12 protein-coding genes are annotated in these 14389 nt (G+C 33.3%); 7 read left to right on the top strand and 5 right to left on the bottom strand.

From position 1 onward, the window contains the following. Window positions 1-431: 431 nt before the first annotated feature. Complete coding sequence (locus ACP6PM_RS11625) at window positions 432-1292, bottom strand: mechanosensitive ion channel family protein (protein ID WP_426584745.1); 861 nt, start codon at window positions 1290-1292, stop codon at window positions 432-434. After that, on the bottom strand, window positions 1289-2431 hold the full coding sequence (locus ACP6PM_RS11620) for a hypothetical protein (protein WP_426584743.1): 1143 nt from the start codon (window positions 2429-2431) through the stop codon (window positions 1289-1291). Before ACP6PM_RS11620 ends, ACP6PM_RS11625 begins: the two co-directional genes overlap by 4 nt. A 1269-nt stretch (window positions 2432-3700) precedes the next feature. Between ACP6PM_RS11620 and moaA the strand changes: the two genes are divergently transcribed. Further along, window positions 3701-4687: a GTP 3',8-cyclase MoaA gene (gene moaA / locus ACP6PM_RS11615; protein ID WP_426584741.1), complete on the top strand. Its 987-nt coding sequence runs from the start codon at window positions 3701-3703 to the stop codon at window positions 4685-4687. A gap of 351 nt (window positions 4688-5038) precedes the next feature. Here moaA and rpsD read toward each other — a convergent pair whose 3' ends face one another. Next, complete coding sequence (gene rpsD / locus ACP6PM_RS11610; RefSeq protein ID WP_293106130.1) at window positions 5039-5647, bottom strand: 30S ribosomal protein S4; 609 nt, start codon at window positions 5645-5647, stop codon at window positions 5039-5041. Between the two features lie 107 nt (window positions 5648-5754). Between rpsD and ACP6PM_RS11605 the strand changes: the two genes are divergently transcribed. Both ACP6PM_RS11605 and ACP6PM_RS11600 read left to right on the top strand, forming a co-directional pair. Next, window positions 5755-6312, top strand: coding sequence for a hypothetical protein (locus ACP6PM_RS11605; RefSeq protein WP_426584740.1), 558 nt, complete (start codon window positions 5755-5757; stop codon window positions 6310-6312). A gap of 491 nt (window positions 6313-6803) precedes the next feature. Next, window positions 6804-7244, top strand: coding sequence for a hypothetical protein (locus ACP6PM_RS11600; protein WP_426584738.1), 441 nt, complete (start codon window positions 6804-6806; stop codon window positions 7242-7244). 66 nt (window positions 7245-7310) lie between these two features. Here ACP6PM_RS11600 and ACP6PM_RS11595 read toward each other — a convergent pair whose 3' ends face one another. Further along, complete coding sequence (locus ACP6PM_RS11595) at window positions 7311-8912, bottom strand: IS200/IS605 family accessory protein TnpB-related protein (protein ID WP_426584736.1); 1602 nt, start codon at window positions 8910-8912, stop codon at window positions 7311-7313. A gap of 378 nt (window positions 8913-9290) precedes the next feature. Continuing rightward, complete coding sequence (locus tag ACP6PM_RS11590) at window positions 9291-10139, bottom strand: phosphodiester glycosidase family protein (RefSeq protein WP_426584734.1); 849 nt, start codon at window positions 10137-10139, stop codon at window positions 9291-9293. A gap of 589 nt (window positions 10140-10728) precedes the next feature. Here ACP6PM_RS11590 and ACP6PM_RS11585 point away from each other — a divergent pair. From ACP6PM_RS11585 to ACP6PM_RS11570, 4 genes are read left to right on the top strand one after another with little or no spacing between them, the layout of a single operon-like run. Then, window positions 10729-11691 (top strand): TRAFAC clade GTPase domain-containing protein, encoded by a 963-nt coding sequence (locus ACP6PM_RS11585; protein ID WP_426584732.1) that lies wholly within the window; start codon window positions 10729-10731, stop codon window positions 11689-11691. A gap of 24 nt (window positions 11692-11715) precedes the next feature. Next, complete coding sequence (locus ACP6PM_RS11580; RefSeq protein ID WP_426584731.1) at window positions 11716-11919, top strand: hypothetical protein; 204 nt, start codon at window positions 11716-11718, stop codon at window positions 11917-11919. Between the two features lie 39 nt (window positions 11920-11958). Beyond that, entirely contained in the window at window positions 11959-13869 is a 1911-nt protein-coding gene (locus ACP6PM_RS11575; RefSeq protein WP_426584729.1) for a hypothetical protein, read from the top strand. An 18-nt stretch (window positions 13870-13887) separates the two neighbouring features. Continuing rightward, window positions 13888-14178 (top strand): CD225/dispanin family protein, encoded by a 291-nt coding sequence (locus tag ACP6PM_RS11570; RefSeq protein WP_426584727.1) that lies wholly within the window; start codon window positions 13888-13890, stop codon window positions 14176-14178. Window positions 14179-14389: the final 211 nt, after the last annotated feature.

Genomic DNA, 14389 nt, shown 5'->3' with positions numbered 1-14389 from the left:
CTTATATAAATTATTAAAAATAATCCTATAAACACAAAAGGAGAAGTAGTTTTTCCCATCCTAGAAGTTATACCAATTCCCAAAAAGAATGCTATACTTCCGATAAAACTTCAGTTATTAAGTAATAAGTAAGCTTCAGTCATTTTTTTAACGATTATCGGTATTAAGCCAAGATATATTATGTCTTTGAACCCTGCTCCCTACTCTCAAAGAGATGTAGAAAGAATAGATGAGATTTTATATTATTTATTTCTATATATTATTTATCTTTTTTCTTCTCTGTTGCAATATTAGCTATTGCCTAAAAGCCTACAATATCTCACAATCAAGTTTATAAACAAAATTAATTACACATCCTATTGAATCCCTTTTCCCTTTTCCCTGTTTCCTCCCTCAACTAGGAAATTTATTTTGCACAACTACTTATATATTTATTCGTTACTGAAATAACTTTTAGGATAAGTAAAATTATGTTGAGCAAAAGCTTGTTTCACTCGCCTCACTAAGTCAGTTTTGTAAATATATTCATCCCTGGCATCTATAGGATAAGACTTTAACTGAAATTGAGTTCCCCAAAGTTTTTCCTCAACTAATACTCTAATCGGCAGTTTTAATTGAGTGTATTTACTTGTATAAGCAGCAAGATATAAAATTTTAATCACCAGTTCAGAATCTACTTCATGAGCTAAATAAAAATTAGTTGTAACTTGAGCTTCTAATGCGCCATTATTAGCATTAGATATTGGCTCATTCCAAATTTTATTATGGGGAATAAATATGAGATTATCTTCAATAGTTAGTAAACGAATTCCCCGCAAATCATAACTAACAATTTCACCATAATTGTCTCCTATTTTTACCCGATCTCCAACTCTATAGGGAATTTCAAATAGAGCTACTACTCCAGCAATTAGAGAACTAACATAATCTTTAAAAGCGAAACCCAAAGCTACAGCAATTGTACCTGTTATTGCTAATAAATTTTGAGTCGAAAGTTGCAAGAATAAACTTAGTACATAAATTGTAGTAGTAAATAAAATTAAGGCTTGTAGAAAAGGCTCTGATTGTTTAGCTGCCGCTCGAAATCTTAAAGGTACTCTTTCTGACAACCACTTACTTAAAAATTTAACGCTGATCAGAAAACCATAAGCAAGAAATAGAGCAATTACTGTTTGTAGAATAGTCTGAAAATTTATATTCTTGATGCTTATTCCATTTAATCCATTTTCTACTGTGAGTATATTAAGATGAAAAAAAATTGTTAATTCTAGATAATTTAAAGATAAAGTCATTCTATTAAGTCAGTTATAAAATTATATTTTTTTAAATGCCTACACAGTTTTAAATAATATGCAGGATGAACGCTAAATAAATTATTTAAAGGTTGAATTATTCCCAGGCGTAATAATTTTTCAATTTGGAATTGAATGATACTTTCAGATTCTCCTAAACTCAAAGCTAGGTCATATAAATTAATTTCTTTGTGCAAAAGCATAGAAAATAAAAGATAGCGGTCATCAGCCGTAAATTCTGATTCTGGTAAATCTAATGATTTAATTTTTTTGTACTCCACCAGAATAGTTTCTGTATCTTCTGGTTGAGTATTAACATTTTGAGTATTAATATTTTCCAGATTTGCTATACTTAAAGATTGTAACCATAATTGAGCAGCTACTGAACTTAATCCTTGGGAAACATAGGATAAAGAATCAAAATTTTCTTTGATTTTAGCAATTTGTTTTTCCTCATCTCGATCGTTGTTTTTAAACTCCAGTTGATTAATTACAGGAGTCAACCATTCCATAATTTCTTCTCCTGTCAGAGTTGGTAATGATAGAGTTTTTTCAAAGTAAGACTTAATATTATAAACATGATCAAGATATTGCCATGTTAAAGAATTACAACCAATTAACCAAAATCGAGAGTGGTCTTGAAAGATTCTATTTCTTAAAAATTCAATTCCATCTAAACCATGTATTTGTCGTAGGAAGCAAAACTCAAAACAAGGAATAACTACCAATTCCTTAAATTTCCCAGAATTATTATCAACATCTAACTTTGCAGACAGACCTAAATCTTTTTGTAAATTAGGAACAATATTCCAGGAATCTTTAGGTCTATTTGACCAGGATAATAACTTAATATCTTCGATACCTTCATAATTCCAGTTAGCTAAAGCTGACTGAATAATTTGGGATAAAGGTTCTATAGAACTACTGAGAATTACCAGTTCATTTGTCTCTGGATTATTTTGCCATTGAAGTAATGCTTGTTCTAAAGTAGATTGCACAATTTCGAGATATCCAGAATGACAAGGTAAAGCCTGAATTTGTTGATTTAAACTAGAAGTAATGTTTTTTGGGAGTTCATCAAGTTCATTCTCAGTTTCTTGGGATGGAGTTTTGATAAATAGAGATTTTAATTTATACATGATCTGCTTAATTTTACAAGTTTTCGATTTTAGGGAAAAGAGAATAAGGAAAAAGGAAAAAGGAAGAAGGAAGATAAAAAAATACTGTACCTGATTAATATGAAAACTGCTATAGCAATCAGGAATCAGATGTGAGAATTGAGGTGTTCGTTTAAAGGCATAGAATATAGCAATTATTTTATGAATTAAGATACATTTTTTTCTTCTTCCCTGTTGCCTGTAGCAATAGTGCCTGTTCCCTAAAATTATCCAATATCTCACAACTCAAATCATATTGCTATATATTATAAAAAGTTAGGTAAGCATTCAAGTATTAGCAGTCAGTTTTTTCTAGAGCATAATGCACTAATAGCTTTTTAATTAATGAGGAAGATTAGCTAAGAGACTGAATGTATCAGGAAATATAAAAAGGAGATAGGGAACACTTAAAACTTAACACTTAACTGGTATGGAGGGAGGAAAAAATCAAGACAACTACTTGTCAGTTAAAAATCTAGGAATATATGTACCTTTCCACCTCTGGTATCTACCAAATTTCAATCTCTTTAAGTACTACCGCTTTTAGATTTTAGTCACTACGCATCTCTCTTAATACTTATTTGACAAACAGTCTTTAATCTACTTTGAGAGTAACTTTTAATTTTTGCTCAATCTTTCAATTCTACTTCCTCTTTCAAAGATAATAAATTAATCGCCGTCAGCTCTTAGCTGTTAGCTGAATGCTGCTGACAAAGTTAGATATTTGAAGAAGAATCTTATCTAAGAATAAACACTAAAAATTATACAGTCAATTGAAATATCAACAATACTCCTTACCAATACTGATATAGCAGCTTTTATGTTGATCGAGTACGGCAACTAATCTGCTCAAGTCAACATCTAGAGAAAAATTAAAAAGCTGATAGCTAATAGCTGAGGTAGTAATTGTTATAGTATCATTTAAACAAACCTATTTTTTCCTAACCTGTATGGGAATACTCTAAAATTATTTAGGTGTTGACTACCGAAATTTTTACTAAGACTAGCAATATTTAAGTAGGTGGGTGTAAAAAAATATAAAACCAATAGGCAGATGCCAGGTGAGCTGAGAGAAATTCTTTAATCACTATCCACATTTCTTATGTTCCCCTGTTCCCTCTCAACAATCATTTTCTATTTAATTTGACCTACCTACTTAGATAAATTGGAGTATAAAAAAAAATGACTATAACTGGCAAATATCCAGCCAATAAAGTAAAATTAACATTGTCTTAACATATAAATTTTAATATGAACAAGGTTGATTATCTCAGAATTAGTTTGATAGATCGTTGCAATTTTCGGTGTCAATATTGTATGCCAGAAGGTGAAGAAATTGACTATATCTTAAAACAAAATTTATTGACTAATAATGAATTACTAACTCTACTTAAAGAGGTGTTTATTCCTGTCGGTTTTACTAGGTTTCGCTTGACTGGAGGTGAACCTTTATTACGTCCTGATCTTGTAGATTTGATTGAGGCGATCGCTTCTTTTCCAGAAACAAAAGATTTATCTATGACGACTAATGGATTTTTATTAGCAGATATGGCAAAAGATTTATATCAAGCTGGTTTAAGTAGAATTAATATTAGTTTAGATTCTCTAGACTCAGATACTTTTAATTTAATTATTGGTAATAGAGGTCGTAGTCGTTGGCAACTTGTTTGGAATGGTATTCAAGCTGCTTATGAAGTGGGTTTTGACCCTTTAAAAATAAATGTAGTTGTTATTCCTGGGGTTAATGACCATGAAGTTTTAGATTTAGCAGCTTTAACTATTGACCGTAATTGGCACATTCGATTTATTGAATTTATGCCCATAGGTAATGATAAATTATTTGATGATAGAGGTTGGATTTCTTCTGAAGAATTACGGCAAAGGATAAGGAAAAAATGGGGACTAACAGAATCTTTTGTCCGAGGAAATGGACCTGCCGATATATTTCAAATTCCTGGAGCAAAGGGAACCCTGGGGTTTATTAGTCAAATGTCCGAATGCTTTTGCGATCGCTGTAATAGAATGCGTCTTTCTGCGGATGGATTGTTAAGACCTTGCCTTTTGAATGAAATGGGTCAAATAGATTTAAAAAATGGTCTGCGTAATGGAGTTTCTGTTGGAGAGTTACGGCAGCAGGTCGAATATTTATTAGGTATAAAACCAGAAATTAATTTTAAGCAAAGAAAGTCTGGTACTACTGGAATTTATAGTCGAACTATGTCGCAAATTGGAGGATAAAAGGAAAGTTAAAAGTCAAAAGTCAAAAGTCAAAAGTAAGAAAAAAAAGGCAGGACTTGATCAAGTCAAAAGTTAAAAGTCAAATTCTCAAAACTTTGTAGGGAGGTTCCATGGAACCTCCCTACATTCTTTTTCCTATCTATATTTACTGTTTAACTACTAAAAATTATGGAATAGCCCAAACAATTAGATATAATAATCAAACTTTTATAGCAGTCGCAGCAAAGGTTAGGAGATTTACAAATGCTAAAACTCAGTCAGGGATTACTTTTGACTTTTAACTTTTGATTTTTAACTTTTGACTTGCGCGTAGCGCTATACCTTACTTCCTTTTGCTATGAAAAAGAAAAATTAGGCTTGTCTGGAATAATATTCTACAACTAAGAGTTCGTTAATTTGAAGCGCCACCCACTCCCGTTCCACAACACCATTAACTTTACCAACCAGTTTGTCTTTATCAAATTCTAAATGGCTAGGAATATTAGCTAAACCTGGATATTGGAGATTAGTCTTTACCATTTCCTTAGATTTTTCTTTTTCTTTAACACTAATTACCTCTCCTGGCTTACACTGATAGCTAGCAATACTTACTACCTTACCATTAACTGTTACATGACCATGATTAACTAACTGTCTTGCGCCGGGAATAGTTGGAGCCATTCCTAAACGAAATACGGTATTATCTAAACGCATTTCTAGAAATTGTAGTAATACTTGCCCTGTAGAACCTGCTGCACGACGAGCCTTTTTTACATAACGTAGGAGTTGGCGTTCAGAAAGACCATAGTTATATAGTAGTTTCTGTTTCTCTTCCAGTCGAATCGCATATTCTGAACGCTTTCTGCGATTTTGACCATGTTGACCAGGTGGATAAGCACGTCTGGCACTTTTACGAGTTAGTCCTGGTAAATCGCCCAGGCGACGCACTATTCTTAAACGTGGACCTCTATATCTAGACATAATAATTTCCTCATTAATGTAAAATTTAGCCACAATCCTATATCATATACTATTGAATTGCTACTTTGTCAATTGTCTACTATTGAGTTTAACTTTTATTATTTGTTATGGCTAATATGAATTTCTCTGATAAATTTCCCTTATCTGCACCTAAGAAATACTTGAGTAAACGCTGGATATTTTTAGCAGCAATACAACTTTTTAGTTGTAGTTTGTTGATGGTTATTCCTGAAGTAGCAACAGCCCAAGCAAATAGAAAATCATTTAGAATTTGCTCTAGGGATTTATTAAGCATAGGTTTATCTGAGTCAGAAGTAGCTAATGCTTGTGGTGCAGCTTTAAAGCCTAGAGATTTATCAAGATGTGTCACAAAAATTTATGATAATACAACAGAAGAACTTCCGGCAGAAGAAATTTTATTTAATTGTCAAAGGGTGAGAAGAGTTGATGAATTAGGAACTTGTGTGAAAAAGATTAATAAGTCAGTTAAAGATACATCTAATGAAGCTACTGTATTAGAAAGTTGTCGTCTTAGTTTATTGCCAGAAAGTTTTTCCTCCTGTGTGATTGGTTTAAGTGCTAATGTTAAATTATCAACAGAAGAATTATTTGCTACTTGTCTCAATCCCAATCAAGAAATAAGTGAGGTTGATTCAGAGGAATAAAATTAATTTAATTATTAAGGAATAAACCTCATTTATTATTTTTTAGTAGTTATAGCAATCCTAAATTAGTTGTGATAGTTTTTATAATAGTTAATTGGCGCTAAAAACCTTTAAAATCATGACTCCTGACTGTATGTCGCCAATCCGACGACTCTCCTACCTAACTCCTGTAGGGGCGAATGGCTATTAGCCCCTACCACCAAAATATTACAACTTAAATAGGATTGCTATAGGTTTTTTCCTAATATAAAAAACTTGTATCTACCAATTGATTTATAAGTTTAGTCAGCAGGAGATAACAAAGCTTTTTTCTTATGTCAATTTAAGTGCGAAATAATTTTCTGAAATTACTGTAGCGTCAAAGTTCTGAGCTGATAAAAGCTTACTTTTGACTTTTGAATGCATGAGTTCCGTGAAAGAGTATTAGTTGCAACTTTGGGAAATTGCTGTTAACATTACATTCCTAAAGTTACTTTACAAACCAAACAAAAATGAAAAAGCTGAATATTATGGCCACTGCCTTTTCTACTGTAGCGATCGCTAGTGGTGTACTTTTTGCTAATTCTGTAGAAGCTTGTCCTTTTAGTGGCAAAGGTAAAAGCTCCACATCATCAGAAAAATCTTTAATGTCACTAGATTCTTGGTTAAGCAAAAAATTTCCTGGTAAGTCTGACTTTGCTATTGCTGGTATCGCTGCTGGTACACTAGGTTTAACTGGGTTAGGTGCTTTTTTTGCTACTCGTTATATTTCTCGTAAAGCAGAAGCTAATGTTGATGCTAGTGATGAGTCTATGGAAGTACCAGTAGAAGAAACATTTGTTCAACAGCATCCTGAAGCACCTGGTGGTGAACTAGATTTAATTGAGGATAATATTGCTGATAATGCAAACTCAGAAGTAGTCGCAGATCAAGAAATTTCTCTTGTAAAATAATTTGATTATCATACAAGTAAAATAAATTTTCTCTGGACTTCCACCTTCTTGAAAACTAGACACGCGCTAGACATTTGCCATCGGTGATTGCAAATGAGTTTGTGGCTCACCCGTTTCAATGTGTACTTGCTGTGAAAGTTCATGTTCCGCCCATAAACTATGGGTGAGGATACCCTCTAGGGCTTTCTTCCATTGAAAAAGTTGAGTCCTCTGAATACGATGCAGTTTAATAAAACTAGCAACTCGCCTCCAATGACTCCAATCATGTTTGTTGACATCCTCCGGTTTCAACAAACATTTGGGGATTTTTTCTGATAACTTTAAGGCTCTACGACTAATTACTAAAGCAGCAGCAGTACCACTATTTAGGCCGTATTTACCCATATAATTAATCATTCCTATCACACTGGTAAAAGCTGGATTAACTTTGATTAATTCAACTCCAAATCTTCTACAACGTGACTCTAAAGCCTCTCTAAACATTCCTGTAGATAAATTAGAAAGCATATCATTATAAACTTTACTTTCCTCACTCATCTTGGATTTTTTCTTGGTAAAATCTAGAGATTCAATGGCTATTGCACATTCAAAAAACTCTGCTAATTCGACTATTTGAGAAACACTATTTCTCATGGATGCTTGCCGTTGTCCTGTAGTTTTATTTTTCCACTTATAGGGGATTTCTTTTAAGTATTCAATGTTGCCATCCCATTTAACATAAGTAACTGAAATGGAGTCGGCATTAAAATCAACACCTATACAGCCATTTTTTCTAGTATGAACTACTGGAATTTCTGGTACATAAGTAGAAAGATGTATGTACCAATTGTCTCGTTTGTGTTCCCGACGAAAAATAGAAATTGTGATGGGTTTTAAATTATTTAAAGCATAATCTAAGTCTGAGCTTCTATATCGACCACTCCTGTCATAAACAGAAAAAACTAACTGTATTTTCTGAGCATATTTATCCTGTAATGGTCTAGGTACTTGAATTTGTAGTTGGTACAATCCATCCTCTTGTAATGGGAAAACTTTCATCATAGTTCCACCGCCTGACTGAGATTTTCCCACACAGAAAAACCTGCCTGAACGTTTCTTTCTCCAATCAAAAACCCATTCCTGTCTGGTTTGATATCCGTTTTCTGCTAAATTATGTTGAGCGTTAAATAATTTCTTTGAACCAAAACAAACGTGTAAACGTTCTGTATTTTTTAACTTCTTTAATTTTCGTTTCAGACGCTGCAAATACTGAATTTTACTTTTTAAACCTAGTAATTGATGAGCAAATTTATTTCGTGCTTGTATATGTGGGAAACCTTTTTTCGTTGCTAATTTTAAAGTTTTTTCTAGTTTAGTGATGAGTTTTTTAGCAGCATTTGTCTTAGCTTGAATTTGTAGTTCTAGTTTAGCAATGTTGTTAGTTTTAGCTGTCTTTAATTGGCTTAAGCATTGAGTAGCTTCAGTGGCGATTGAATCAGCCCATGCCCATTGGATATTAAACTGCTTCATTAAACGTTTTTCGACAACAGATTCTGACAACTTCTCAGTTTGCATCCAGTTGAGAGCAGACCGTTTCCAGGATTCATACAATGATCCGAGTTCCTCAAAGACAGGATGATATTCAATTTTGGCTTCTATCCCTCTCAAGGAACCATGAGATTTGGCCATTCCTAAGATTGAATTATTTTACTCAAGGTTAGCATGGTTTGTCTAGGATAGTCTATATTTTTGACGTTTAGTCAACAGCAGTCTTTGTTTTTTAATATTTAGGGCTGGCTAATTAAATCTAAAAGTATTTACAGATAAAGGTTTTAGCCTTTTTTTTACCCTTAAAAAGTGCCTGGTTTTCAGCTCTTCACGCTCAAAAAGTTAGTATTTTAGGCGCATAGTTGGGCAGAAAAATCAAGGGACAATTCTTACTCCTACCTCCTCGCTCATTCCCTTTTCTCCTGTCTCCTACCCTCACTCATAAAACTTTTGAGCGCAAACCCTATTTAATCCGGCTCTCCTAGATTACTAAATTCTTTTTCCTTTTTCCCTCTTTATTCATTCATTTCCACTAAAAATAGCAATCATTTGAGGGATACTTCTTGGTGAATGTATATAACTATTTCCCTGACAAATTAATTGTGTCGAACCTCCACCATCTAACATGATTACTTGAGTTGCACCGAAACTTTTCAAAATTTTAGCAGCGTGAAGTTGAGTTGCTTGTTTAGAAGTAAAAATTAAAATTGTTTCATTAAGGCGATCGCCATCTTTGTCTTTAACTCCAATAAATGTTCTACCTGTTTTATCTTCAATTCCTTTATCAGCATTTTCCTGTAAACCAACAATAAGATTAGGTGCTGTTGATAATTGGAGATTATTTGGCTGAAATTTAGTAATTAATGCTCTATCATTCCAGACTTCTAGGATTAACTTTTCATCGGGAAATTCTATTTCTCCGGCATAACCGTCACTAACTATAATTCCATCTGACTTAACAGGAAATGCTAACCCTGTAGAGGAGTTTTTATCGTTTCTAAAAAATTGACCGTTAGTGATGCAAAATAAACTTGAATTTTCTGAATATAAGTTAGACCATACTTGTGATATTGTCTGACGTTCAAATTGTGGATCGTTACCGCCGTAAGCTCCTTTTTGAGTACCTAAGTCTGTGATATTTCCGTAGATAAAATTGATTTTTGCGCCTTGAGTTAGATCGACAATTTGTAGATAATCTAAATCTTTTTGATAAAGAGTTGTTCCCTGAGAATTACTAATGATTTGAAAACCAAGAGATAGAGGGTTTTGTGATTTACTTTCGGCATTCTGGGCAGAAAATAAGTTTATTGTTATTAGGAGGATAGTTGTTAAAAATAATCCGGTTAAAGTTAGACTTTTTTTATTCATTATACCAATTTGATAAATATTTTTGACAAATGGTAGGGAGGTTGAATGCAATGTCCCTACATAATTATCATTTTTTTATGTGGTTCATTGACTTGAAAACTGTTGTAAAAGGCTAAAATCTCAATTCCTTGTAAATATCCTTCTTCAAAACATCTAAATTTATCCAAATCAAAAAAAGTTTGAAAAATTTAATATATTTTTACTTAAGTATCCCTATTTCAATTATTTCAATATAACTTTCCCTAAAATTATCTTCGAGCGAGACTTGCCGAATAATTAAGGCTTAAAGTCTCTCCTTTAAAGGATAAACAAGCGGTCGTTTGCGGAGCAGTCCGTCAGGATGGGATGGCGAGGTCTCCTCGCCATATCCAATCGACCAAGAGAGAAAAAATTTTCCTTTTTTTCAATCTTCTTCCTTTTAGGGAGAGGTAATTACCAATTATCCATTATCAATTATCAATTATTGAAAGGCAGTTTCTCTCCTCAGCTTAAAAAGTAATGCTAGACTCAGAATATCCAAAAAAACTGTTGAAATTGCTCTAGTAGCATTACGCTTGGCATCGTTATATTTTCAGAGGAAATGTAGGCAATGAAAAGTTACAAAATATTAACTTTAGGAGCTTCTGGTGCAGGCAAAACTGTATTCCTGGCCAGTATGTTTAGATCGTTATCAACCCAAGGAGAATATGGTTTCTATCTTGAAGCTGAGGATTTTGAATCACAGAAACTACTGAATGATATTTACACAAACTTGATTATTGGAAAATGGCCTGAATCAACCAGACGTGATGAGTTATCAAAGTGGAAGTTTACTTGTTATATCCAGAATCCTAATCTGGAAAACTTTCCAATTTGTCAGTTTATTTATTTTGATTATGCTGGCGCACGGTTCGCGGAGATGGAGGAAGATGATTATGAGCTACAAGAAATAATCAAACAAGCTGATGCAATTTTGGGTCTTTTAGATGGTCAAAAAATTCAAGCCTTAATTAATAATAGTAATCAAGAAAAAAATAGTCAATTTTTAAAGTTTGACTTGCCTCCAATAATTAAATGGATGTCCTATTGTCAAGCACCTATTCAGTTCGTAATTAGTAAATGGGATTTGCTGGAAAATGATAATTTTGGTTTAAAAGAAATAAGCGATCGCCTCCTAGAAATTCCTGAGTTTAAAGAATTAGTTGTTAATAGAAATCAAGAAGGTTCTCCAGTACGCCTGATTCCAGTAAGTTCAATCGGTTCTGGTTTTGCAACACCTCAACCTGATGGCAGTATGAAAAAGATTGCAGGTTCAATTCCACGTCCTTTTCACATGGAAGTTCCTGTATCTTGTGTTATACCCGATCTTTTAGAGAAAGAGATTCAGGTAAATCTTGACCAACTCATTACTCTTAGCAACGAAAGTATTGGTGAAGATAGTATATTAAATCAATTATTACGAGCAACATTAAAATTCAAGATGTTGATTGATATAACTGTTAATTTTTTAGTTTCAATTATCTTAGATGAAGAGAAGTTTGAGGAAGAATTATTGATAAAATTTATAAAATAAGCACTCAAAAAAGTTGACAACTTATTGTTAGGAGCAGCCAAGAAAAAAATTGAAGAAAACGATAAAAATTTAGCTGAGTTACGTCAAATAAGAGATGAATCTATCGGCAAAATTAATGATAAAACAACAGCCTTTAAAAGTGCTTTAAAAAGTTTTTTATATATTAGCAATAAACTGAGCCAAGATTTTCCTGACTCTAAAATCATCGTAGATCGACTAAAGCAATAAGGTAATCATTATGAAGATGAAAATTAAAACTAAATAAGTATGAAAAATTACAATATTATTATTTTAGGACCATCTGGAGCAGGCAAAACAGTATTTGTAGCTAGTCTTTTTAGGCAATTATCTACTTCAACCAGGGAAGGACTTTTCCTGGAAGTCCCCGATCATCAGCAATGTATCAAACTGAATGAAATTTATGCACAAATTATTGCTAAAGGTCCTTGGCCTTATGCAACAAGGGAGTTAACGAAGAACACATTTACTTGTTGTGTTAAGAATCCTAGTCTTGAAAACTTTCCAGTTTGTCAGTTTACCTATATTGACTATGGGGGAGGAATAATTACAGACATATTGCCAGGTGAATACGAAGTTTTGGATTTTGACAAAAATGTCCCTAATGCTGATGCAGTGTTGGTGATGATTGATGGTCTAAAATTGTTGAAATTCATGCAGGACAAAGACCTAAATACTGAAGATGTTAATCGCTGGTTACAGAAACATTTACCCAACATGATGAAACTGGTACATAAATGTAACAGAGACACGCCAGTTCATTTTATTATCAGTAAGTGGGATTTGCTTGTTGAGTGTCGTTGTGACGATCTCTCAGAAGTAAGAAAACGCTTGCTAGAAAAAGTCCCTGACTTTAAAAATGTAGTTCATAGTAGAGTTAAAGCTGGTTGTCCAGTACGTCTAATTCCTGTAAGTTCTATTGGTATGGACTTTGCAACCCTCCAACCTGATGGTTCGATGAAAAAGAAGCCAGGTGCAATTCCTAAACCTTTCCAGTTAGAGATTCCTATTGCTTATGTATTAATTGATAGGGTAAAATCTGATCTTAAAGCCTTAAAACCATCCTCAGAAAACATTCTCCTGTTGGATCTAGTTAAAAAATTAAAAGAACTAGCTCATGTAGACCAAGAAAAATCTTTACAAGAAGTCAAAGATCGAGAAACAGCGCTTAAGCACTTGGTTATTAGTTTCTTGAAGCATCTCAAGGATTTTGAGGAGAGATTTCCCAAAGCTAATTTAGGAGGAGAAGTTCTTTTTGCTCCTGAACCCATCCATAATTTCACAAAACATGAAAAAGTAGTCTGTTCGCTTGGTTTCACATCTGATGGTAAAACTCTTTTCAGTTCCAGTGATGACAGAACAGTTCTGTTTTGGGATGTTGCACGGGGAAATTTACAGAAAAAATTTGTGCAGGAAAAATCAGATTGGGTACTAGCAAATATTAGTCAAGACAATAAACTCCTGTTTACTGCCAGCGCAGATAAAAGCATTAAGGTATGGGATGCCAATACAGGAAAACTCTTGTATAAACCGTTGAAGGGACATTCCGAGCCGATCGATGGGTTTGTTGTTAGTCCTGACGGGAGCACACTGATTAGTGGTAGTCGAGATCGAACTGTCAAAATCTGGCAATTAGAAACTAATGGCGGTAGAGTCATACACAGTTTAAGCGAACATCAAGGCTATGTTTATGCTCTTGCTGTTTCTCCCAATGGGCAAACTTTAGCTACTGCTGGTACAAACAAGAAAATGCTGATTTGGGAACTGCCCATTAAAGATGATAAATTTCTGAAATTTCTTACCCTAAAGCATCCTAGTTTTATCAAAGCTTTAGCCTTTAGTTCAGATGATAAAATGTTGGTTAGTGGTTGTGGAGACAAAACTATCTATGTCTGGGATACGAAAACCTGGAATCTCAAGTATAATTTGGAAGGACATAGCGGAGCAATTTGGTCTCTGGCGATTAGTCCAGATAACCGCATCCTTGCCAGTGGAAGTAATGATTGCACAATAAAGGTCTGGAATTTATCAACCGGAACTTTAAAAACTACTTTAACCGGGCACACTGGTATTATCACCACCCTAGCTTTTAGTCCAGATAATCAGACCTTAGCTAGTGGTAGTGATGACAAAACGATTAAAATTTGGCGAATTGTATAAAATATAGCTTAAGTAAATATGACAACTAATAATATTCGTAACTATCGAATGCGAGCAATTTTACTAACTTTTCTATGCTGTTTGGTACTTGGAAGATGGGCAGTTTTTTATTTGCCATTCGGAATTGTCACAATTGTTTATGGAACTGAAGTCAAGACACGACTTGAATTGACAGACGAACTAGGAGCAACTACAGCATCAAAAAAAGCTAAGAAATGGTTTTGGTTTGGTTTAATAGTAGCGATAATAATTATGGCTTTATATGGATATTATAATATTATGGCTGATAATAATTATTATTATGACTAATAATAATATAATGATAGAACTTAATACTAATAATATTAATAATCTATTCCTAACAATAACTTAAACATAGAAGGGTTATACTAACTCACTTTAAAAATGTCATAAATATTGGGAAACTTATAACTCCTGAAATTACTGCATTGTCAAATTTTTCTATTTATCAAATCTTATTTTTAACTTTTGTCTTCCGTGATATGAAATCCGGTAGTGT

It is taken from the genome of Dapis brunnea BLCC-M229 (assembly GCF_050015995.1).
Classification (GTDB): domain Bacteria; phylum Cyanobacteriota; class Cyanobacteriia; order Cyanobacteriales; family Microcoleaceae; genus Trichodesmium.
Note: the sequence above shows the minus strand (reverse complement) of the source record. Positions and strands in the feature narration are given on the sequence as shown.

Coding starts and splice junctions, on each gene's coding strand:
- ACP6PM_RS11625 (WP_426584745.1), bottom strand. CDS start 1,292: ATGACTTTATCTTTAAATTATCTAGAATTAACAATTTTTTTTCATCTT.
- ACP6PM_RS11620 (WP_426584743.1), bottom strand. CDS start 2,431: ATGTATAAATTAAAATCTCTATTTATCAAAACTCCATCCCAAGAAACT.
- moaA (WP_426584741.1), top strand. CDS start 3,701: ATGAACAAGGTTGATTATCTCAGAATTAGTTTGATAGATCGTTGCAAT.
- rpsD (WP_293106130.1), bottom strand. CDS start 5,647: ATGTCTAGATATAGAGGTCCACGTTTAAGAATAGTGCGTCGCCTGGGC.
- ACP6PM_RS11605 (WP_426584740.1), top strand. CDS start 5,755: ATGGCTAATATGAATTTCTCTGATAAATTTCCCTTATCTGCACCTAAG.
- ACP6PM_RS11600 (WP_426584738.1), top strand. CDS start 6,804: ATGAAAAAGCTGAATATTATGGCCACTGCCTTTTCTACTGTAGCGATC.
- ACP6PM_RS11595 (WP_426584736.1), bottom strand. CDS start 8,912: ATGGCCAAATCTCATGGTTCCTTGAGAGGGATAGAAGCCAAAATTGAA.
- ACP6PM_RS11590 (WP_426584734.1), bottom strand. CDS start 10,139: ATGAATAAAAAAAGTCTAACTTTAACCGGATTATTTTTAACAACTATC.
- ACP6PM_RS11585 (WP_426584732.1), top strand. CDS start 10,729: ATGAAAAGTTACAAAATATTAACTTTAGGAGCTTCTGGTGCAGGCAAA.
- ACP6PM_RS11575 (WP_426584729.1), top strand. CDS start 11,959: ATGAAAAATTACAATATTATTATTTTAGGACCATCTGGAGCAGGCAAA.
- ACP6PM_RS11570 (WP_426584727.1), top strand. CDS start 13,888: ATGACAACTAATAATATTCGTAACTATCGAATGCGAGCAATTTTACTA.